General features: G+C 35.4%; 13 protein-coding genes and 1 pseudogene. 6 read left to right on the top strand and 8 right to left on the bottom strand.

What is annotated here, in order from left to right; all coding sequences use genetic code 11:
- Window positions 1-50 precede the first annotated feature (50 nt).
- The 4 genes from purB to B9N71_RS00885 form a co-directional block, all read right to left on the bottom strand.
- Window positions 51-1,421 (bottom strand): adenylosuccinate lyase, encoded by a 1,371-nt coding sequence (purB, locus tag B9N71_RS00900; RefSeq protein WP_085163791.1) that lies wholly within the window; start codon window positions 1,419-1,421, stop codon window positions 51-53.
- 48 nt (window positions 1,422-1,469) lie between these two features.
- Window positions 1,470-2,117: a high frequency lysogenization protein HflD gene (gene hflD, locus B9N71_RS00895; RefSeq protein WP_085163790.1), complete on the bottom strand. Its 648-nt coding sequence runs from the start codon at window positions 2,115-2,117 to the stop codon at window positions 1,470-1,472.
- Between the two features lies 1 nt (window position 2,118).
- Complete coding sequence (gene mnmA / locus B9N71_RS00890; protein WP_065590476.1) at window positions 2,119-3,237, bottom strand: tRNA 2-thiouridine(34) synthase MnmA; 1,119 nt, start codon at window positions 3,235-3,237, stop codon at window positions 2,119-2,121.
- A gap of 277 nt (window positions 3,238-3,514) precedes the next feature.
- Entirely contained in the window at window positions 3,515-4,204 is a 690-nt protein-coding gene (locus B9N71_RS00885; protein WP_085163789.1) for a LexA family transcriptional regulator, read from the bottom strand.
- A gap of 150 nt (window positions 4,205-4,354) precedes the next feature.
- Between B9N71_RS00885 and B9N71_RS00880 the strand changes: the two genes are divergently transcribed.
- Window positions 4,355-4,582 carry a helix-turn-helix domain-containing protein gene (locus B9N71_RS00880; protein WP_065590478.1) on the top strand — a complete coding sequence of 76 codons (228 nt, stop codon included), beginning with the start codon at window positions 4,355-4,357 and terminating at the stop codon, window positions 4,580-4,582.
- A 70-nt stretch (window positions 4,583-4,652) separates the two neighbouring features.
- Here the strand turns inward: B9N71_RS00880 and tpiA are convergent, their stop codons facing one another.
- Window positions 4,653-5,417, bottom strand: coding sequence for a triose-phosphate isomerase (gene tpiA / locus B9N71_RS00875; RefSeq protein WP_085163788.1), 765 nt, complete (start codon window positions 5,415-5,417; stop codon window positions 4,653-4,655).
- Window positions 5,418-5,517: 100 nt separating this feature from the next.
- Here tpiA and zapB point away from each other — a divergent pair, with 100 nt between their 5' ends.
- The 4 genes from zapB (at window position 5,518) to B9N71_RS00855 (ending at window position 8,996) form a co-directional block, all read left to right on the top strand.
- Window positions 5,518-5,763: a cell division protein ZapB gene (zapB, locus tag B9N71_RS00870; RefSeq protein WP_034910977.1), complete on the top strand. Its 246-nt coding sequence runs from the start codon at window positions 5,518-5,520 to the stop codon at window positions 5,761-5,763.
- Window positions 5,764-5,841: 78 nt separating this feature from the next.
- A complete protein-coding gene (locus tag B9N71_RS00865; RefSeq protein ID WP_065590480.1) occupies window positions 5,842-7,149 on the top strand; it encodes a DUF2868 domain-containing protein in 1,308 nt (435 codons plus the stop codon).
- A 1-nt stretch (window position 7,150) separates the two neighbouring features.
- The gene (locus tag B9N71_RS00860; RefSeq protein WP_065590481.1) at window positions 7,151-8,509 is read left to right on the top strand and encodes a GTPase/DUF3482 domain-containing protein; all 1,359 of its coding nucleotides are present in this window, start codon (window positions 7,151-7,153) and stop codon (window positions 8,507-8,509) included.
- Complete coding sequence (locus B9N71_RS00855) at window positions 8,457-8,996, top strand: C40 family peptidase (RefSeq protein ID WP_081296713.1); 540 nt, start codon at window positions 8,457-8,459, stop codon at window positions 8,994-8,996. Before B9N71_RS00860 ends, B9N71_RS00855 begins: the two co-directional genes overlap by 53 nt.
- A gap of 110 nt (window positions 8,997-9,106) precedes the next feature.
- On the opposite strand, the gene B9N71_RS00850 is transcribed toward B9N71_RS00855, so the two are convergent.
- On the bottom strand, window positions 9,107-10,294 hold the full coding sequence (locus tag B9N71_RS00850; RefSeq protein ID WP_085163787.1) for a pyridoxal phosphate-dependent aminotransferase: 1,188 nt from the start codon (window positions 10,292-10,294) through the stop codon (window positions 9,107-9,109).
- Window positions 10,295-10,555: 261 nt separating this feature from the next.
- Window positions 10,556-14,098, bottom strand: coding sequence for a pyruvate:ferredoxin (flavodoxin) oxidoreductase (gene nifJ, locus B9N71_RS00845; RefSeq protein WP_085163786.1), 3,543 nt, complete (start codon window positions 14,096-14,098; stop codon window positions 10,556-10,558).
- A gap of 241 nt (window positions 14,099-14,339) precedes the next feature.
- Between nifJ and B9N71_RS00840 the strand changes: the two genes are divergently transcribed.
- Window positions 14,340-18,110 carry a T6SS effector BTH_I2691 family protein gene (locus B9N71_RS00840; RefSeq protein WP_085163785.1) on the top strand — a complete coding sequence of 1,257 codons (3,771 nt, stop codon included), beginning with the start codon at window positions 14,340-14,342 and terminating at the stop codon, window positions 18,108-18,110.
- 18 nt (window positions 18,111-18,128) lie between these two features.
- Here the strand turns inward: B9N71_RS00840 and B9N71_RS12920 are convergent.
- Window positions 18,129-18,738, bottom strand: a pseudogene (locus tag B9N71_RS12920) (sel1 repeat family protein); the annotation flags it as partial.

The raw sequence follows: 18,738 nt of genomic DNA, 5'->3' as shown, positions 1-18,738 counted from the left end.
AATATGGCCTGATAGGGTGTGACTGTATCAGGCTATTTGGATTTAAGTTGTTATTCTAAATTGTCAACAAAGCTAACGGCATAACCAATATAGTTAGCTGGTGTTAACTGTTTTAGTCGTGTTTTTTCGCTTTCGGGTAGATTTAATGAGTCAATGAATTCTTGCATGCCTTTTGCATCAACTCGTTTGCCTCGAGTTAATTCTTTTAATTTTTCGTAAGGTTTTTCGATACCATAACGGCGCATTACTGTTTGAATTGGCTCGGCTAATACTTCCCAGTTGCGATTAAGTTCTTCAAGTAAGTGGTCTTGGTTGACTTCGAGTTTGTTTAATCCTTTTAGGGTTGATTGATAAGCTATAATGGCATAACCAATACCTACACCTAGATTACGCAACACTGTAGAATCGGTTAAATCACGTTGCCAGCGGGAAATAGGTAATTTGCTACCTAAATGGTTCATAATTGCATTGGCAATCCCTAAGTTGCCCTCTGAATTTTCGAAGTCGATAGGATTAACTTTGTGTGGCATGGTTGAAGATCCGATCTCGCCAGCAACAGTTTTTTGTTTAAAGTGATTTAGTGAAATATATCCCCAAATATCTCGATCAAAGTCTATCATAATGGTATTAAAACGTGCTACACAATCAAAGAATTCGGCAATATAGTCATGTGGTTCAATTTGGGTGGTATAAGGATTCCATTTTAGTCCTAGCGAGTTAACAAAATTCTCACTAAATTTATGCCAGTTCACTTGCGGATAAGCAACCATATGTGCATTATAATTTCCCGTTGCGCCATTAATCTTACCTAGTATTTCAACCGATTTTAGTTGTTGTAATTGGCGTTTTAAGCGGTAAGCTACATTAGCAAACTCTTTACCTATGGTTGATGGCGTAGCGGGTTGACCATGTGTTCTTGATAGTAGTGGTAAATCACGATAAGCGATAGCTTGTGAGGTGATTTTATCAATGAGTTTATTCCAATATGGCACTAAGACAGCTTCTCTAGCTGTTTTTAGCATTAACGCATAAGATAAGTTGTTAATGTCCTCTGATGTGCAAGCAAAATGGATAAACTCATTAATGGCGTGTAATTCTTCATGAGTACTCACTTTTTCTTTTAGAAAATATTCTACAGCTTTAACATCGTGATTAGTGGTTCTTTCGATTTCTTTAATGCGACTTGCATCTTGCACACTAAATTGGTCTACAATTTGATTAAGATGATTAGTAGCTGATTGACTTAATGTTGGAACCTCTAAAATATCTGCTTGTGAAGCTAATTTTTGTAGCCAACAAACCTCGACCTGAACGCGGTATTTTAATAAACCATATTCGCTAAAAATGGTGCGTAACTCTGTGGTTTTTTCACCATAACGCCCGTCAATTGGCGAAAGGGCAGTGAGTGCAGATAATTCCATCGGTTTTACTCCGTTACAATATTTGAAATATCAGTTATAAAGTGCAAATTAGTTTGCGCAATTAATTTGGTCTAATAGTTCTTGTGCTGCTTTACAAATGCGTTTACGGCAAAAAAGAAACTGGAAACGATTTCCACCAACTTGATACCATAAAATAGCCGATCGAACACATCCCAAAAGGGCGGTTCTTACTTTTGCTTGTACCAATGTGTTTTGTAAAAATTCGATTTTGCCAACAACTTTTATTCTTGTTGATATCGGGCTGATGATATCAGAATAAATTCCGGCTAATGAATAGGACAGATCTTCAACATTAGTACTAACAGTTTCATCATTTATATCTAGATAAAGCCCTGAAATGCGTTTTAATCGTTGGTCAATTTTATCTAATGCGTCATTATTTTTTAATAATTTGCTAGTAATGCCAATTGTACCAAACAGGTAACGAATAATTTGGACTTGTTCTTTTTGTCCTGATAATAATAATTGTATTACTGTTTGTAATCCTGTTTTGATATTTTTAATACCATCATAAACATCATCCGTTGTTTTTGGCGAGGTTTTAAACAAGCTTTTTATTGCTTGTTCATAAAGTGTAACATTACAAACGCCTGTGTTAGCAAGTTGTGGCACCAGTATTGCACTTTGTGCCGCACCAGCGAGGGCAATAGCAATATGGTGGTATTTATTATTCACGTTAGTCTTCCTTACTGTTTGTAATTCGTTCTTCTATAATACCACCACCAAGACATACTTCATCTTTATAAAAGACAGCAGACTGACCTGGTGTAACAGCTACAACAGGATTATTAAATATGACTTTAATTTTGTCATCGGTTAATGGTATTACTTGGCAGGCTATGTCTTGTTGACGATAACGTGTTTTTACAGTACAGCTAAATGGTTTTGTTACTACTTTACGATCAACCCAATGAAGTTGTTGAGCAATTAATCCTTCAGAAAGGAGTGCTGGATGATCATGGCCTTGTGCCACAATCAATTCGTTATTGGTAAGATCTTTGTCTACAACATACCATGGTGTGTCGTCAGCTTGTTTTAAGCCACCAATACCAAGCCCTTTGCGTTGCCCTAATGTGTGATACATCAAGCCTTGATGTTGACCAATAATCTCTCCATCAATAGTGCGAATGTTACCTGCTTGAGCGGGTAAATATCGTGCTAAAAAGTCACTAAATTTACGTTCACCAATAAAGCAGATGCCAGTTGAGTCTTTTTTAGCAGCGGTTGCTAAACCAAGTTGTTGTGCAATTTTTCGCACTTCTGGTTTTTCGAGTTCACCAACTGGAAATAAGCTTTGGCTTATTTGTGCTTCGCTAAGGGTGTAAAGAAAGTAGCTTTGATCTTTGTTATTGTCGATCCCTCGTAATAATTCGACTTTATCGCCTGTTTGACGTTTACGGACGTAATGCCCTGTGGCAATAAAGTCTGCGCCAAGATCTTCGGCCGCATATTCTAAAAATGCTTTAAATTTTATTTCTTTATTACATAAAATATCAGGATTTGGCGTTCGGCCTGCTTTATATTCAGATAAAAAATGTTCAAATACGTTGTCCCAATATTCGGCAGCAAAATTGACAGTATGTAATTTTATATTTAATTTGTCACAAACTGCTTGCGCATCGGCTAAGTCAACAGCGGCAGAGCAATATTCTTCTGTGTCGTCTTCTTCCCAATTTTTCATAAATAACCCAACAACATCGTATCCTTGTTGTTGTAATAAATAAGCTGAGACAGAAGAATCAACGCCGCCAGACATACCGACAACGACTTTTTTTCGAGTGTTTATATTTGGCATAATATTATATTAATAGGTAAAACTAATAAAAAATTTAATGCTAATTTTAGCATAACTAGTGAAAAAAGCATAAAGTTATGCTGATAACGATTGTTAAGTTAATTTGTTTTTTATAATAGCTTTACATTGATTTTATACTGAAACACATAGTTACCTGAAACTTTTTGACATTTTTTTTAACTTGATATTCATTGAAAAAAACGAGAGTTAAATACATTAAAACAGCCTTACCAGTCGAAGCCGATAAAGCTGTAATTAGCCCAAGCTTAAATGGGTTTTAGTTAAGATCTTTTAGAAGATAAACTACATGCCCAATAATTTTAAATTCTTGCGGTTCATGCTTATCCCCAATAATGGTTGGGTACTTAGGATTGTCGCAAAGTAATGCTAAGTTTGCTCCTTGATTTTGAATGCGTTTTATACTGATTTGATCCTCATATTCAACAGCATACAAATAGCCATCGATCGGTTTATAATGCGCTTTATCAATAATAAGAATATCATGATTTGATATTGTTGGCTCCATGCTATCACCTTTTGCCCATACGGCGACTAAGTCTTCGTAATTACAGCCTTGATGCCTTATTAAATTAATATCAAATGGGATTGATTCGATTTTTGAGTAAGATTTCACCATATTATTTAAATGGTGGAATGGGATATATACTGAATCTTGAGTATCTGAATCTGATAATAATCGACATTTTCCTTTTCCAGTTACTAACCATTCAATAGGAACATTACATTTTTGGGCTATGATAGCTAATCTATTTAGTGATGGGTAGGTTTTGCCTGATAAGTAATCTCTTATTACAGCTTCTGACATGCCAACTTTTTTAGCAAAGGCATTACCTGAAAGACCTTCTAACACTAGGCTTAATCGATTTTTAAAATTAATGACCCCTGTATTAGTTAGGGTTCGTGTTTTTTCTTTTTCGGTTTGGTTTTTTATTTTATTTTCGAGCATTTTTTCCTCTATTCCATTTTTTTATTGTTTTTATTGTTTTAAATCGTTTTTTTCTGTGTTATTCTGTTCTATATAAATTCATATCTTTTGAACATTGTATTACCGATAATCTTTACAATAGTAAGAATTTAACTAATAGAGGATCTCATAATGAGAGAGCAAGATCAAGACTGGGCACCATCTAGAGTTGTAGGCGAAATTAAAATTAGAGGCGGAAATTTAAGAGCATTGTCTAGAGCTAGTGGTTTGCAGGCTGATACTTTAAGAAACGCATTATATCGCCATTGCCCTAAGTATGAACGAATTATTTCTGATTATTTACAAGTGCCTGTCGAAAAAATTTGGCCTTCACGTTATCCGACTAAGGCTAAAAAATGATATTAATTTAAATGATAAAAAGACGCTAAATTAAGCGTCTTTTTATTTTGTTATTCGACATATTTATACGTTATTTTTTAGCCTGTTCAGCCGCTTTAACAATTGCCGCAAAAGCATCAGCTTTTAGTGATGCACCACCAACTAATGCGCCATCAATGTCGGGTTGAGTAAATAGTTCAGCCGCATTTTTATCATTAACTGAACCACCATATTGAATGGTTACTTGTTGTGCCACTTTTGCATCTTGTTTAGCAATATGATCACGAATGAATTTATGAACAGCTTGTGCTTGTGCAGGAGTTGCAGATTTGCCAGTTCCAATAGCCCAGATTGGTTCATAAGCAATAACCGCACCGTTAAATGCTTGAACACCAAGTGATTTTATTACTGCATCAATTTGGCGTGCGCAAACAGCTTGTGTTTGACCAGCTTCGTTTTCTGCTTCGGTTTCGCCAATACATAATACAGGCACTAAACCAGCTTCTTTAATTACACCAAATTTTTTTGCAATAAATTCATCAGATTCTTTGTGATAAGTTCGGCGTTCAGAATGTCCAATAATAATATGAGTCACGCCAATTTCTTTTAACATGTTAACTGATACTTCGCCAGTAAAAGCACCTGATAAATTAATACCAACATCTTGTGCTCCTAAAATAATATTAGATCCACCTAATTGGTGTTTTACAAAATCAAGGTATACAACAGGTGGTGCAATTGCAATATCACATGCTGTGTCGTTTGATAGCTCACTTTTTAGTCCTGAGACTAAGCTTTTAGCCATATCCAAACTACCGTTTAATTTCCAGTTACCCATAACGAGAGGTTTTCGCATAATTTTCTCCAACTTAAGATTTAAAAAGGTGTTGATTTTAGAATGAATTCGGTATAATGATTAGCATTATACACCAAATAATTTGAGCTTGAGGAAAAATATGTCATTAGAAATACTAAATCAATTAGAAAGTCGAATCCAACATACTATAAATACTATCAATACATTACAACAAGAGATTGCAACCTTAAGAAAAGGCAATCAAGAGTTAGAGCAATTAATTAATGATAGTTCAGATGAAATGAAAGCACTACGTGACGAAAACGAAAAGCTAAAACAAGATCAGCAAGTATGGCAACAACGTATTCAAACTTTATTAAGTAAAATTGGTGAAATTACACAATAATTGATTCGACTTTATGAACGCGACTTATGTCGCGTTTCTTTTATATTTTATTTATTATAATGTTGAAGATTAAGTCTAATGCGACAAAAGCTAAAATCACTCTGGTTGACCGAAACGATCCATTTAATTGAAACAGAATTTGGGCAGTTTGCTGATCAAGATATCAACCGACAAGTAAGAGCCGAACAAATATCGCTTCCAGATCGAATTGTGATGCGGGCAATCATGTTGTCTAAACAAAATGGATTGTATTTGGCGCAAAAAGTACTTTTGCGATCGGTAAAGTTATCTTTTGCATTATTGCTGCTACTATCTGTTTTTTTAGGTGGTTCATTAGCATTGGGAGCATTAAGTCAAAACCCTATCAATTTGTATTGGGCGCTTTTTAGTTTGTTAGGCGTTCATTTAATTACGCTAACTATTTGGCTTGGTTCGTTTTTCCTCTTTTCCAATTTTGGTGGTAGTTTGTTGATTCATTGTTGGTTATGGTTGGCTAAAAAGCTTTCTCAAAAAAAGACAGTGCAACAACTGATCCCTGCATTTGTTGAACTATTTGGCTCTCGTATTCGTTGGCTTATTGGGTTTGTGCTTAACCTGTTTTGGACTGTGATTTTAAGTTGTGCATTATTAGTTTTAGTTGTGCTATTTTCAACTAAGCATTATAGTTTTGAATGGCAAACCACTTTGCTTAGTTCTGATACGATTATTGGTTTAACTCATTATTTAGGCTATTTACCGTCATTACTTGGCTTTGAAATTCCAAAAGATGAAGTTATAAAGCTAAGCGAACATGCGTTAAGTGCTGGTGAAATTCGATCATCGTGGGCTGTTTGGCTGTTAGGTGTATTTATTGTTTATGGATTAATGTTACGGCTTTTGTGTATGGTGTTTTGTGGTGTTAATTGGCTTATTAGTAGTCGTCGAATTGAGCTTAATATCTCTCATCCTGATTATCAAATATTAGCAAATCGGTTGCAGTCATTATTTGTGAATATTGAAGATGCTGATAAATTAGGTCAAAATAGTCACCAGTGGCATTTTTCAACACATTCAATAGAAGCTGCTGAAGGTAATTTTTTGGTTGCCATCGATGTGCAAGAAAGTTGGCACTACCCTGAGTCTGTCTCATTTTTAGGTTTTTTAAATACGCGTGAACAGCGCAGTAATATTCTAGATTATTTACAATTAACGCCAGCTCAAAAATTATTAATTGCGGTTGATACCGATAGAGCGCCAGATAGGGGAGTATTAAATTTTATTAATCAACTGATTAATAAATCTCAGCAAACTCGTATTTGGTTTATTAATCAAGGTAAACAGTACCATAATTGGCAATCATTATCTTTACAGTTGGCTCAACCTGACTGGCTAAGCGAGGCTCTGTAAAATGCTATCAACATTAAAATTAGCAGTGGTTGGTCATGCCAATGTTGGCAAAACATCTTTACTACGCACCTTAATTCGTAATAGTCATTTTGGAAATGTATCTGATAGCCCTGGCACCACAAGACACGTTGAATCAATAACATTGCCACTTGAGCATAATAAATCAATAATTTTTTATGATACTCCAGGATTAGAAGACAGTTTAGCACTTTATGATTATATTAACCAATTACTTCCTACTAATGCAAAACTTGATGGTGTCGATAAATTAACATTTTTTTTACAAAGCCCAGAGTCTGAAAACGTATTTAATCAAGAAGCTAAAGTCATCAAGCAACTGCTAAATAGTGATGCGGCTATCTATGTGATAGATGTACGAGAGCCAGTATTGGCAAAGTATCACGATGAATTAGCTATTTTAGCCAATAGTGATAAGCCCATATTAGCTGTTTTAAATTTTACTGCAGACAGTAACCAAAATGAAAAGGAATGGAAAAGATTACTGTCACGCATTGGGATTCATGCTATTATAAGATTCGACGCTATATTTCCTCCTTTGGATGGTGAAGAACGTTTATATCATAGCCTTGCTTTACTAGTTGAGCCTGCTAAGGTTATATTAGATAACTGGCTAGATAAAATCGCACAAACTCGTAATTCTCGAAATCAAACCGCTAATCTGATTATTGCCGAAACACTCGTTGATGTTACAGCCTTTTATGAAATGGCTAAATCAGAAGATGTGCAGGCAATTGCTGATATGCAAAATAAAGTTAGAAAGCGAGAACAAATGGCGATCAATGAATTATTAAAATTGTATCAATTTGATTCAAATCAAGAAAGTGAAGAGAATTTACCTTTAATAAAAGGTCGCTATAATGCTGATCTATTTAATATTGATGCTCTAAAAATGATGGGTACTCATTTGACTAAAGGCTTTGTTCAGGGGGCGACAATTGGTGCTAGTATTGATTTAGCGACCGGAGGTATCTCACTTGGATCAGCTGCGTTAATTGGTGCCGCAGTTGGTAGTTTAATGCAGACTGCAAAACATTATGGTTCTAGAGTTCGGTATCAGCTTTCTGGATATAGAAAGTTAAGTGTTGATGATGTTATTATCTGTTTTCTTTCTTTGCGCTTAATTCGCCTTAAAGAAAGTTTGAATCATCGTAGCCATGCGGACACTAGCCCAGTTAGATTATCTAAAATAGATAAAACCGAATGGGAAAAAGGCGTGTTGCCTAAAAGCTTAAAATTGGCTAGGCGTTATTCGTATTGGTCAACGTTAAATAAAGGAACAAAAAGAAATGATAAAAAAAGACAATCAACTATTAGGGACGTTGCTCGACAACTGTACTAACGTGAAAAAACGTTTTTTAATAACTATATTGTTTTTTTCTATTTTCATGTTGTTTGGTTGTAGTACTACCCAACGTCAAGTTTCTATTAAGAAAACTAAACCTAGTCCTAATCTAACCATGTTAACTAAAATAGAATCTCACTATAAAAAATGGCAAAACACGCCATACCGTTATGGCGGTACGACTTTAGCGGGTAGTGATTGTTCTGGTTTTGTAATGAATTTTTTTAAAAATAAACTTTCAAAAAACTTACCAAGAAGTGCTGCTGAGCAAGCTCGGTTGGGTGTTAAGGTAAACACCCCTAAAGCAGGTGACTTAGTATTCTTTAAAACAGGCCGTAGCCGTAGTGGTCTACATGTTGGCATTTATTATGCAGACGGCAAATTTTTACACGCTTCAACATCAAAAGGTGTAGTTTATTCAAACTTAAATGATAGTTATTGGAAAAAACATTATTGGATGACGCGTCGTATTATGGGTAGCTAAATCTTTTTCGTCATTATCTTCAATGAATAATTCAATTTTGACGGCTTATAATAAAAATAAAGCTCTTTAAATTAGCTAATATTTAAAGAGCTTTAGAATAAGCAGTTAATTTAAATTTTTCCTTTTTCTTTTAATTCACGCATTACATTTGCAACGTAAAGCATCTCACTCGGCGAACCTAGCGATATTCGACACCAATTTGTTGCTGGTGCGAAATCTCTACCAATTAATACAAAATTATTTTTCATTAGTTCTCGATAATCTTTCAAATCAATTGGACTTTTGTGAAACATAAAATTAGTTTGAGATTTTAAATAATGCAAACCTAGTTCTGATAAAGCTTTTTCCATAATTTGCCTTGATACATCAACCGCTTTTTTAGAGTATGTTAAAAAGGGTTGATCATCTATTGATGCGAGAGCTGCGCAAACACCACAGTAATTCAGTTTTTCACCAGCAACATATTGAGCTATATTCTTAACGTTTTCAACTGAACTGACCACATAACCCACTCGTAACCCTGCCATAGCATGGATTTTTGAGAATGTTTTAAGCAATATAACATTGTCACAACCTTGTGTAATTAATTTATCAACTGATTCAAATGCAGGATCATTAACAAATTCAGCATAGGCTTCGTCAACAATAAAAATAGTATTTTTAGGCTTACTTTTTATCCAAGATTCAATTTCACTTGTTGCAAAAACTGTCGAAGTTGGATTGTTTGGATTAACTAAATAGACAATTGAAAATCCATTATAATCTTCGGCAGCTTTTTGTATGCCTTTTATATCGATCTGCCAATCTGGCAAACTTGGTACTTTGGTAATTTTTAAATTAAAGATCTTTGCAAAATGTTCTCCATCTCCATAAGTAAGCTCTGGAATGACTAATTGAGTATTTGGCTTAACAAATGCAGCAATAGCACTACGAATACCTTCTGAAGATCCTGCAGTTAATAAAATTTGAGTATCATCGACTTTATGATATTTAGCTAATCGTTTGTTAAGTAATGGCATTTCGGCTTTGGCATAGCGATTAGCTTTTGGTACAGCCTCAATTGCAGCTTGTTTTGCTCGTGGTGACATACCAAGCGCATTTTCATTAAAGTTGAGCCTTACAGGATTGTTAATATCAGGTGTTGCTGCATTTTCAAGCATAGGTAGAGAGAATGAAACCGAGTTCTGCGCTTCTATTGCATGAGCTTTAGATAATAATTGATTAATAGATATCCCTGCAATTGCCGCACTGGAAAATGTGATTAATTTTCTTCTACTAACGTTTAAATTGGATATCATGATTCACCTCCCATTTAATTAATTTTTATGTGGTCAATTATTAATCATGCAAAAATAATACCAAGTTTTTAACGATCATTGGATAATTGATTCGTATATTACTCAATAACATAAAATTAGTGATATTGGGTTGTTATGTGAGCTATTGTGATTTGAATATGCACAATTCTGGTGCTTTATTGCTCAAATGCGGTAATAAAAAAGGACTATTATTAATAACAGCCCTTTATAATGGCTTATAATTACCATGTATAGCTATTGTCAGCTATCTGCTGGTGTCTCAATATCCGAATAGGTTGCTAGCATCTGTAAGAATTTATATTTAGAATCTGCCATTTTTGTTGAACGTTCATGCAAGGTATTTGCAATTACAGGTTCAAGTGTTTCTAAACGACGAAAACGTTGTTCTTTTAGTAAGATACCAGTTAGTGACTCACTATTTGGTGCTTTTGAGTCTAGCACTAATCCTGGTTTGCCTTCTGCCATACGGCGTGGGTCGTAACGATACAAAGGCCAGAATCCTGATTTAACTAGATCTTTCATTTGTTCATGCGATTTAGCCAGATCATAGCCATGTTCCTCACAAGGACTATAAGCAATAACTAAAGATGGTCCATCATAAGCTTCGGCTTCTTGTAAGGCTTTAAGAGTTTGGTTAAGTTGTGAACCTAATGCAACTTGTGCAACATAGACATGGCCATACATCATTACACTAACACCAAGATCTTTACGTGCTTTATGCTTACCTAAATCAGCAAATTTTGATACAGCGCCCATCGGTGTAGCTTTTGATTGTTGACCTCCAGTGTTGGAATAACACTGAGTGTCTAATACCAATATATTTACGTTATCAGTTAAACTCATAACATGATCAAGCCCGCCGAATCCAATATCGTAAGCCCAACCATCGCCACCAATAGCCCAAACTGACTTATCTACCAAATAATTTGCATCTATCATCAACTCTTGTGATTGCGAAGAATCTAAGTGTGCAAGCTGTTCACGTAATAACTCGACTTGTTGACGTTTTTCCGCTATAGAGGTTTCTGGCGATTTTAAGGCGATGACTATTTCGGGCGAAATGTCGCCAGCAACATAATCAAGTAAGCGTAACGCTCGTTTTTTATGTTGGTTATAAGTAATACGATATCCTAATGCAAACTCTGCATTATCTTCAAATAATGAGTTTGCCCAAGCTGGACCACGACCATTTCGATCAGTAGTGTAAGGAGATGATGGGAGGTTGCCACCATAAATTGATGAACAGCCAGTGGCATTGGCAATGGCTAAATGCTCGCCATAAAGTTGGGTCAACAATTTGATGTATGGTGTTTCGCCACAACCTGCGCAAGCACCCGAATATTCAAATAGCGGTGTAAGTAATTGTGATGTGCGCACATCAATGCGTTCAAGCGTGCTGATATCACGATCAGGCAATGCAGTAAAGTACTCAAAGTTAGTGCGTTGAGTCTCAAGATTATCGATACGTGATTGCATGTTAATGGCTTTAATTTCAAAATTATTACGATCACGAGCTGGGCACACTTCGACACATAAATTACAGCCAGTACAATCTTCTGGTGCAACTTGTAAAACATATCGTTGTCCCTTCATATCACGAGCTTTTACTTCAAGTGAGCTTAATGAATCAGGCGCATTGATCATTTCATCAGGATCAACAACCTTAGCTCGAATAGCCGCATGAGGACAAGCAACCGCACAATGATTACATTGGGTACAGAGTTCAGGTTGCCAAATAGGGATCTCTTCAGCAATGTTACGTTTTTCCCACTTAGTTGTACCTATAGGCCAAGTTCCATCGGGTGGAAATGCTGATACAGGCAAGTTATCGCCTAAACCAGCTAACATTGCAGCAGTGACTGTTTTAACAAAATCAGGCGCGTTAGCAGGTACAATAGATGGCATTGTTGAACTGCTTTGGTCAACACAGCTAAGTGGTATTTGTTCAAGCGAAGCCATAGCTAAGTCGAGCGCTTTCCAGTTATTTTCAACTAAATCTTGTCCTTTACTGCTGTAACTTTTGGCAATGACTTCCTTTAATTGGGCGATATTAAAATCGTTTTTAAAAATTCCAGCTAGATGAAAAAATGCCGCCTGCATAACGGTATTAATTCTTGCACCTAAATTACATTCACGAGCTATTTTTGCCGCATTGACAATGTAAAAGTGTGCTCGTTTTTGTATTAATTGAGCTTGCACTTCTTTTGGAAGTCTATGCCAAATTTCGTCTTTGCTATACGGCGTGTTAAGCAAAAAGATGCCATCGTCTTTTAATTTATCAACAATTTGATATTTATCGATAAACTGATCTTGGTGGCAGCCAATAAAGTGTGCGCTGGTAATTAAATAGGGTGAATCAATTGGATCTAAGCTGACTCGTAAGTGTGAAGTCGTCAAACCTCCTGCCTTTTTAGAGTCATATACAAAATATCCTTGTACATAAAAAGGAGAATTATCACCAATAATTTTAATATTATTTTTGGTTGCAGATACCGTGCCATCACTGCCAAGCCCATAAAATAGCGCTTCAAGAGCAGATTTTTGTGGTATCGATTGGTCAGGTAAAGGTAAAGAAAGCCCAGTTATATCATCATAAATACCAACGGTAAAACGTGGTTTGGGTTTATCTAATCCAAGTTCAGTAAAAATAGCAAGTACACAACGTGGGTCAAATTCTTTAGATGATAACCCATAACGTCCACCTATAATAAGTGGCATAGTTGCGCATTCTTTGCGCGACAAGCTTTCAGCAAATGCGGTCATAATATCTAAATAAAGCGGTTCGGCTTGTGCTCCCGGCTCTTTAGTTCTATCAAGCACAGCAATTTTATTAACAGTACTTGGAATAACTTCGAGCAGATGATTGGCTGAAAATGGGCGGAATAGCCGAACGATCACAACCCCGACTTTTTCGTTTTGTTTAAGTAAAACATCAACTACTTCTTTTGCGGTGCTAGCACCAGATCCCATAATAACAATAATATGCTCAGCATCACTAGCACCATAATATTCAAAAGGTTGATACTTTCGGCCTGTTTCTGCTGCAAAAGCGTCCATAGCATCAACAACATGTTGATAGACATTATCATAATAAGTATTTATCGCTTCTCTGCACTGGAAGTATGTATCAGGATTAGCAGATGTACCTCGAGTTACTGGTTTATCAGGCGTTAATGCTCGTGAGCGATAGGCTTTAATGGCTTCGTGTGGTAATAAATTACGGATTTGGTCATCACTTATTGGATAGATTTTATTAACTTCATGTGAGGTTCTAAATCCATCAAAAAAATGAACAAAAGGAACAAGGCTATTAAAACTGGCCATTTGCGAAATTAAGGCAAAATCCTGCGCTTCTTGCACTGAGCTAGAACAAAGCATCGCAAAACCAGTTTGCCTAATTGCCATCACGTCAGAATGATCGCCAAAAATTGAAAGAGCATGCGTTGCAACAGTACGTGCTGCAACATGCAAAACAAAAGGAGTCAGTTCGCCGGCTATTTTGTACAGCGATGGGATCATTAAAAGCAAACCTTGTGATGAAGTAAACGAAGTTGCAAGTGCACCTGTCATTAATGAACCATGAACGGTTGCAATTGCACCTGCTTCGGATTGCATTTCAATCACTCTTGGTGTATCACCAAAGACATTTGGTTTATTAAACTCAGCCCAAGTGCTAGCTTGCTCGGCCATGGTTGAGCTTGGTGTGATTGGGTAAATAGCAATGACTTCGTTTGCCCGATAAGCGACGGATGACACCGCACTATTAGCGTCTGATATGATCATTAAAAAACCTTTTATTTTATAGTGTTATGACATTACTAACTTATTATAAATTTGTATTATTGTATCAGAAACTAACCTAGCTTTTCGTTATTTTTATGTTAAATTTTTTATCATTACCACTTTAGACAAAAGTATTGATAAAAAAACAAAAATCAATTAATTTAAAAAATTAAGCATATTTTTGGTTAAATAATAGATAGATAAAATAATAAAAATACTAAAACAGAAAAGGATAAAACAAATGAATATGAAAGAAAAATGCGGTTGTCAACGCGATGGGCTTGCTATATTTCCTGTGCGTTATACTGTTATTCCTACCTATCTTAATCGTTCAAAACCTTCATGGGCAAATTTAGATGGAGTCACAACAGTCCCCCTAAATGATGATTACCAATATCATATTCGCCGAATAAGGGAAGGATTCATTTACCTTCATTTACCTAGTCTTGTACAAAACTCACTAGACGAAGTTAATTTAGCTGATATTGATAAAAGTTGGATTGTTTATGAAGTCAATAACAGGGGGCAGTTGACTTTACAACATTCCATTTTTAGTGCTCCAACAGCGGAACACAACAATGATGATTCTTATAAATGTCCTAATTTAGATCAAAATCCAGAATTAACTTCGTTTATTACTATACCTAATTCATTCCGTCACGAAAAAGCTTATATTGCTTATAGTGAATTTCCATGGACTAAAGAAATGTTGCTTGACAGCACCAAATCTCCATTACCTAGAATGCAAGAAATCAACATTCAAGCATGGAAAAATCAGCAACAACACGCAAGTGCAACGGTCGCCACTGAAGAATCATTAAAGCAAATTTTAGATTATGATTTTGATTTTATAACAGATCGACGAATGCCCGATAATCAACAAGGTAATGAAATATACCCTATGTTTTTAAACCATGATGATAAAGATCGTAAAAACAAGGCGATTTTTTGGAAAGAAGTAACAAAAAAACGGGTTTCAAAAGTTGATGATGTCAGTTATACCGGAATATCTTATACAACTGAATATTTTATCGAATATACATTCAAAAAAGAAAAACTAAAGCTTAACAGCACAAACCAACCATGGGCTCCTTTTAAAACAAAGTCTTTTATGACAGCTCCAGGCACAGATACTAAAGCGATTTTAGCGGAGCAATACCAAAGTAGTTTGCATACATTATACAAAAACATGCAAAATTATAGTGGTAATGATGGCACACCAATGATCCTAGCAATAGAAGATGCATTAGGTGTTGCTCAAGATTTAAATGATTATTATAACGACATTTATGGTCACTTAGCTCAATTTAAAAAAGAAGCCGAAATGGAGTGCGATGTAAAACAATGTATGACCAAAGTTCGTGCTTATGTTGAGTCAGATGTCGCAAAAAAAGATTTTGAAATAGCGCCTTATAAAGATGAGATATATCAGATTATTGATAAAGGATTAACTATTGATGATCATGATTATCAAAAGGGAAAATTAAAAGAGCTTGTCCGTAGAAAAGCACCCGGAATACAATTAGGACGATACAGTGGTGATATTAATATTGAAACTGTTGCACAAGGCTTAGGTATTGACATCTCGGTCGTTAAAAATTCACCTGCACCAAGGAAACGTGAATTTTATAACATGGTCAAATCTTATATTTTATTGGTCAAAGATCACTTTTATGGCAAACCATTTGGGCATCTCTATTATCAAAAATTTATGAATTACCTTAAATTTGATAGTTATGAAGATGATAAATATCATATGACACATAAAAATAATCCTGGGGTGCCAGGATTAGCAGACTATTACCCAAACTCTATTTATGCAAAGTTAGTTAAATATTCATCGTTTACACTTGATGCTAGCGTTATTGAAACCAAAGAAACCGCTTTAACTTTGCACAAAGTCTATCAAGAACTGGTCAATGACTATGACAGTAAAAAAGAACAATATAAAGCCGAGCTCGATCAAAAAGTCGATAAAGCCCTCGAAAAGTACACCGAACGCTTAGACAGTAAAGATTTCGATGCTATTGTTGACCAAGTTAATAAAGAAGTAGAAAAAATAGCAAATGAACGTGCTAAACAGCTTATTCGCTGGCTTGAGCAAAGCCATTATCTTATGGCGATTAATGACTTAGCATATGAAGATAACATCAAAATTGATAGCGACGATCCAAAGTGGCTTGAATTTAAAAAAGAAATGGATAAAGAGTTAAAAGAGGCTTTATCAAATCAAGAAATTACTGAGGAACAATATGAACAACTAAACAATATCAATATTAATGGATTTTATTTTCAAGCGGTTTATAACCGTTCAACACATGGGCTAGAAGGGTGTGAAACAGGACGACAATTTAACCAAAAAATGTATAATCTTAACCATCTAAAAGGGATTGATGTTGAATCAGATGCCTATATTAAACTGCGCAAAACTCACTTTGTTATATTGGCATTACGGGCACAATTCTTTGATTTTCAACCAGCAATGATTGTACTTAAAGCAATTTATAATGAGGTCGATAGTCAAAAAAACGCAGAATATAAAAAAGATTTATTAGAAGCTATAACACTAAAAGGTCTATCATTTATTACTAGTCAATTTCGCTATGCAACTTTAATGCTTGAGTATTTTACTGAACTACAGCGATTACAAAAAATTGAAGGTTTAACCACAATAACCCTTAACACTAATCTGGGTAAAAGGATATTTTTAATCAAATATCTGGCTAATTATGACTCGCCAGGGCTAATTTGTAGTGGGACATTGCGAATGTACGACAATCTGATTAAGCTCTGTAAACCTATCGGTAATGGTTTGTTGAGTTTAGGGGCAATGATTGCCGAATCGGCTATGCTTGCCCTTTCGGGGGCAGTTTGGAAAACCTGCGTGATTTATGCTCACCTAAAATATCAACTGTTTGAAGCGTGGATAACCTTTAAAAGCCTTAGTTTTTCGGGCGTTGATGCGGGCGGTGGCTTAAAGCTGGTATCAAATGCTTATTCTGCTGAAGTGAAAAAGTTGATTAAAGATTTGCGCAACAGCTTAAACCAAGTCATCAAAGATATTGACCAACGATTTTATCGCCAATTGGTTGAAATTGAACATGTCTTTAAAAAAGCATTAAACATTACCTTTAAAGTGTTTGAAGATGGTACAGGGATTAATGTTAATCGCAAACAACTTCAATTTCGCAGCGTAAGACTTGCTTTTTTAGTCGGCGCATTCGAAATTTATAACTGGCAATATGTGATGGATAAAAAGCCCAATCTGTTTGCTAACGATAGTGATATTTTAATGGAAAAAATGATAGCTACTAGTTCGCTCATTGCCGCTGCTGCAGATATTACAGCCAGTGTGACAAAAGTTTTAACTGGGCGAACATCAGTGTTTATTTATTCCAAAGTTACCTTTGGCGTTTTTACTGGATTAGTTAGCTTTTTAATGGGCGCTAAAATGATAAAATCCATTATACAAGATGGCGAATTTGGTAGTATCTTGTCAATATTGTTAGCTAGTGTATCATCTTTGAGTTATTTTGCATCAGGCAGTGCTTTTTCGTTAATGTGTATGAGCTATCGCTATGCTTGGGTTCAAACTTTTATTGAAGCTAAAATTACGCCAGTGGCAGAAAAGCTAGCAGCACGTTTTGCCCACAAAGGCGTTCAAAAAGCGTTTAATCTATTTGCTATGCGTACAATATTATTCCGTTTTGCAGGTGTTGTTGGCATAATAGCTTTGGTTTTAGAGTTACTTTATGACTATTTTTCTGACGATGAAATTCAAGTTTGGATCACCTATTCAGCTTTAGGAGTACGTAAAGGTGAGCTAAGATTTAAAATGAGTTTCGATCAAATTAGAGCATTTAAAGAGCTCAATATGTTTGTTGAAAAGTTTCAAGAAGAGAGCGGTGTTAATCTTTCCCAAATTGACAAAAAAGCGATTGAAAATATACAAAACGATTACGAATCTATTTTATTAACGACTCAAAATAATGTTCATAAATGGCTTAAATAAAAAAGGGCATGTGTGCCCTTATTGTTCAAGCGGGGGATAGCCTGGCCAATTACTTGGATGTTTTCCTTCCGTCATGATGATAGCATATTTACGCCAAAGTTGAGCTTGTGTAATATCTTGTGCTTCGCCTTTATAATAATAGCTTAAATAAGTCATGGTCTTATAGTAACCTTGTATTGATTTTTTTACTAAGTAACGTTCTTTTAATGGTGTAATTTCACCCACTGTTTCACCTAATATTACTGACCATGTTGGTCTAGGCCAAATTTCTATAGGACCTATTCCATTGGTAAAATTCAACTGATAGATTCGATTGAAAAATTGAAATCGTTCAGTAATATAGTCTTCATCACTGGAATTATTTGGTTCAAATTGTTCTCGATATTGTTTTGAATAATCTTCAATTTTAGCTTTAAGTGAGTATTTTTTATAATTTTCGTTAGTTTCAATACGCCAGATAATATCTTTTAGATTGTTATCAGGCATAACATGAAAAGCCTGCACCAAAGTGTCAAAACCTTTAGGTACATCTTGCTCAGTGCCAAGGCCTTGCATATACATAAAGGCCAGTGTTTTAAGCGCCGGTGCGCAGTTTTGTTTAGCGGCCTTTTGGTATAACTCAAAGGCT

This window comes from Gilliamella bombi, assembly GCF_900103255.1.
In the GTDB taxonomy this organism is placed as follows: Bacteria; Pseudomonadota; Gammaproteobacteria; order Enterobacterales; family Orbaceae; genus Gilliamella; species Gilliamella bombi.
This window is presented reverse-complemented; position numbering and strand designations above follow the sequence as displayed.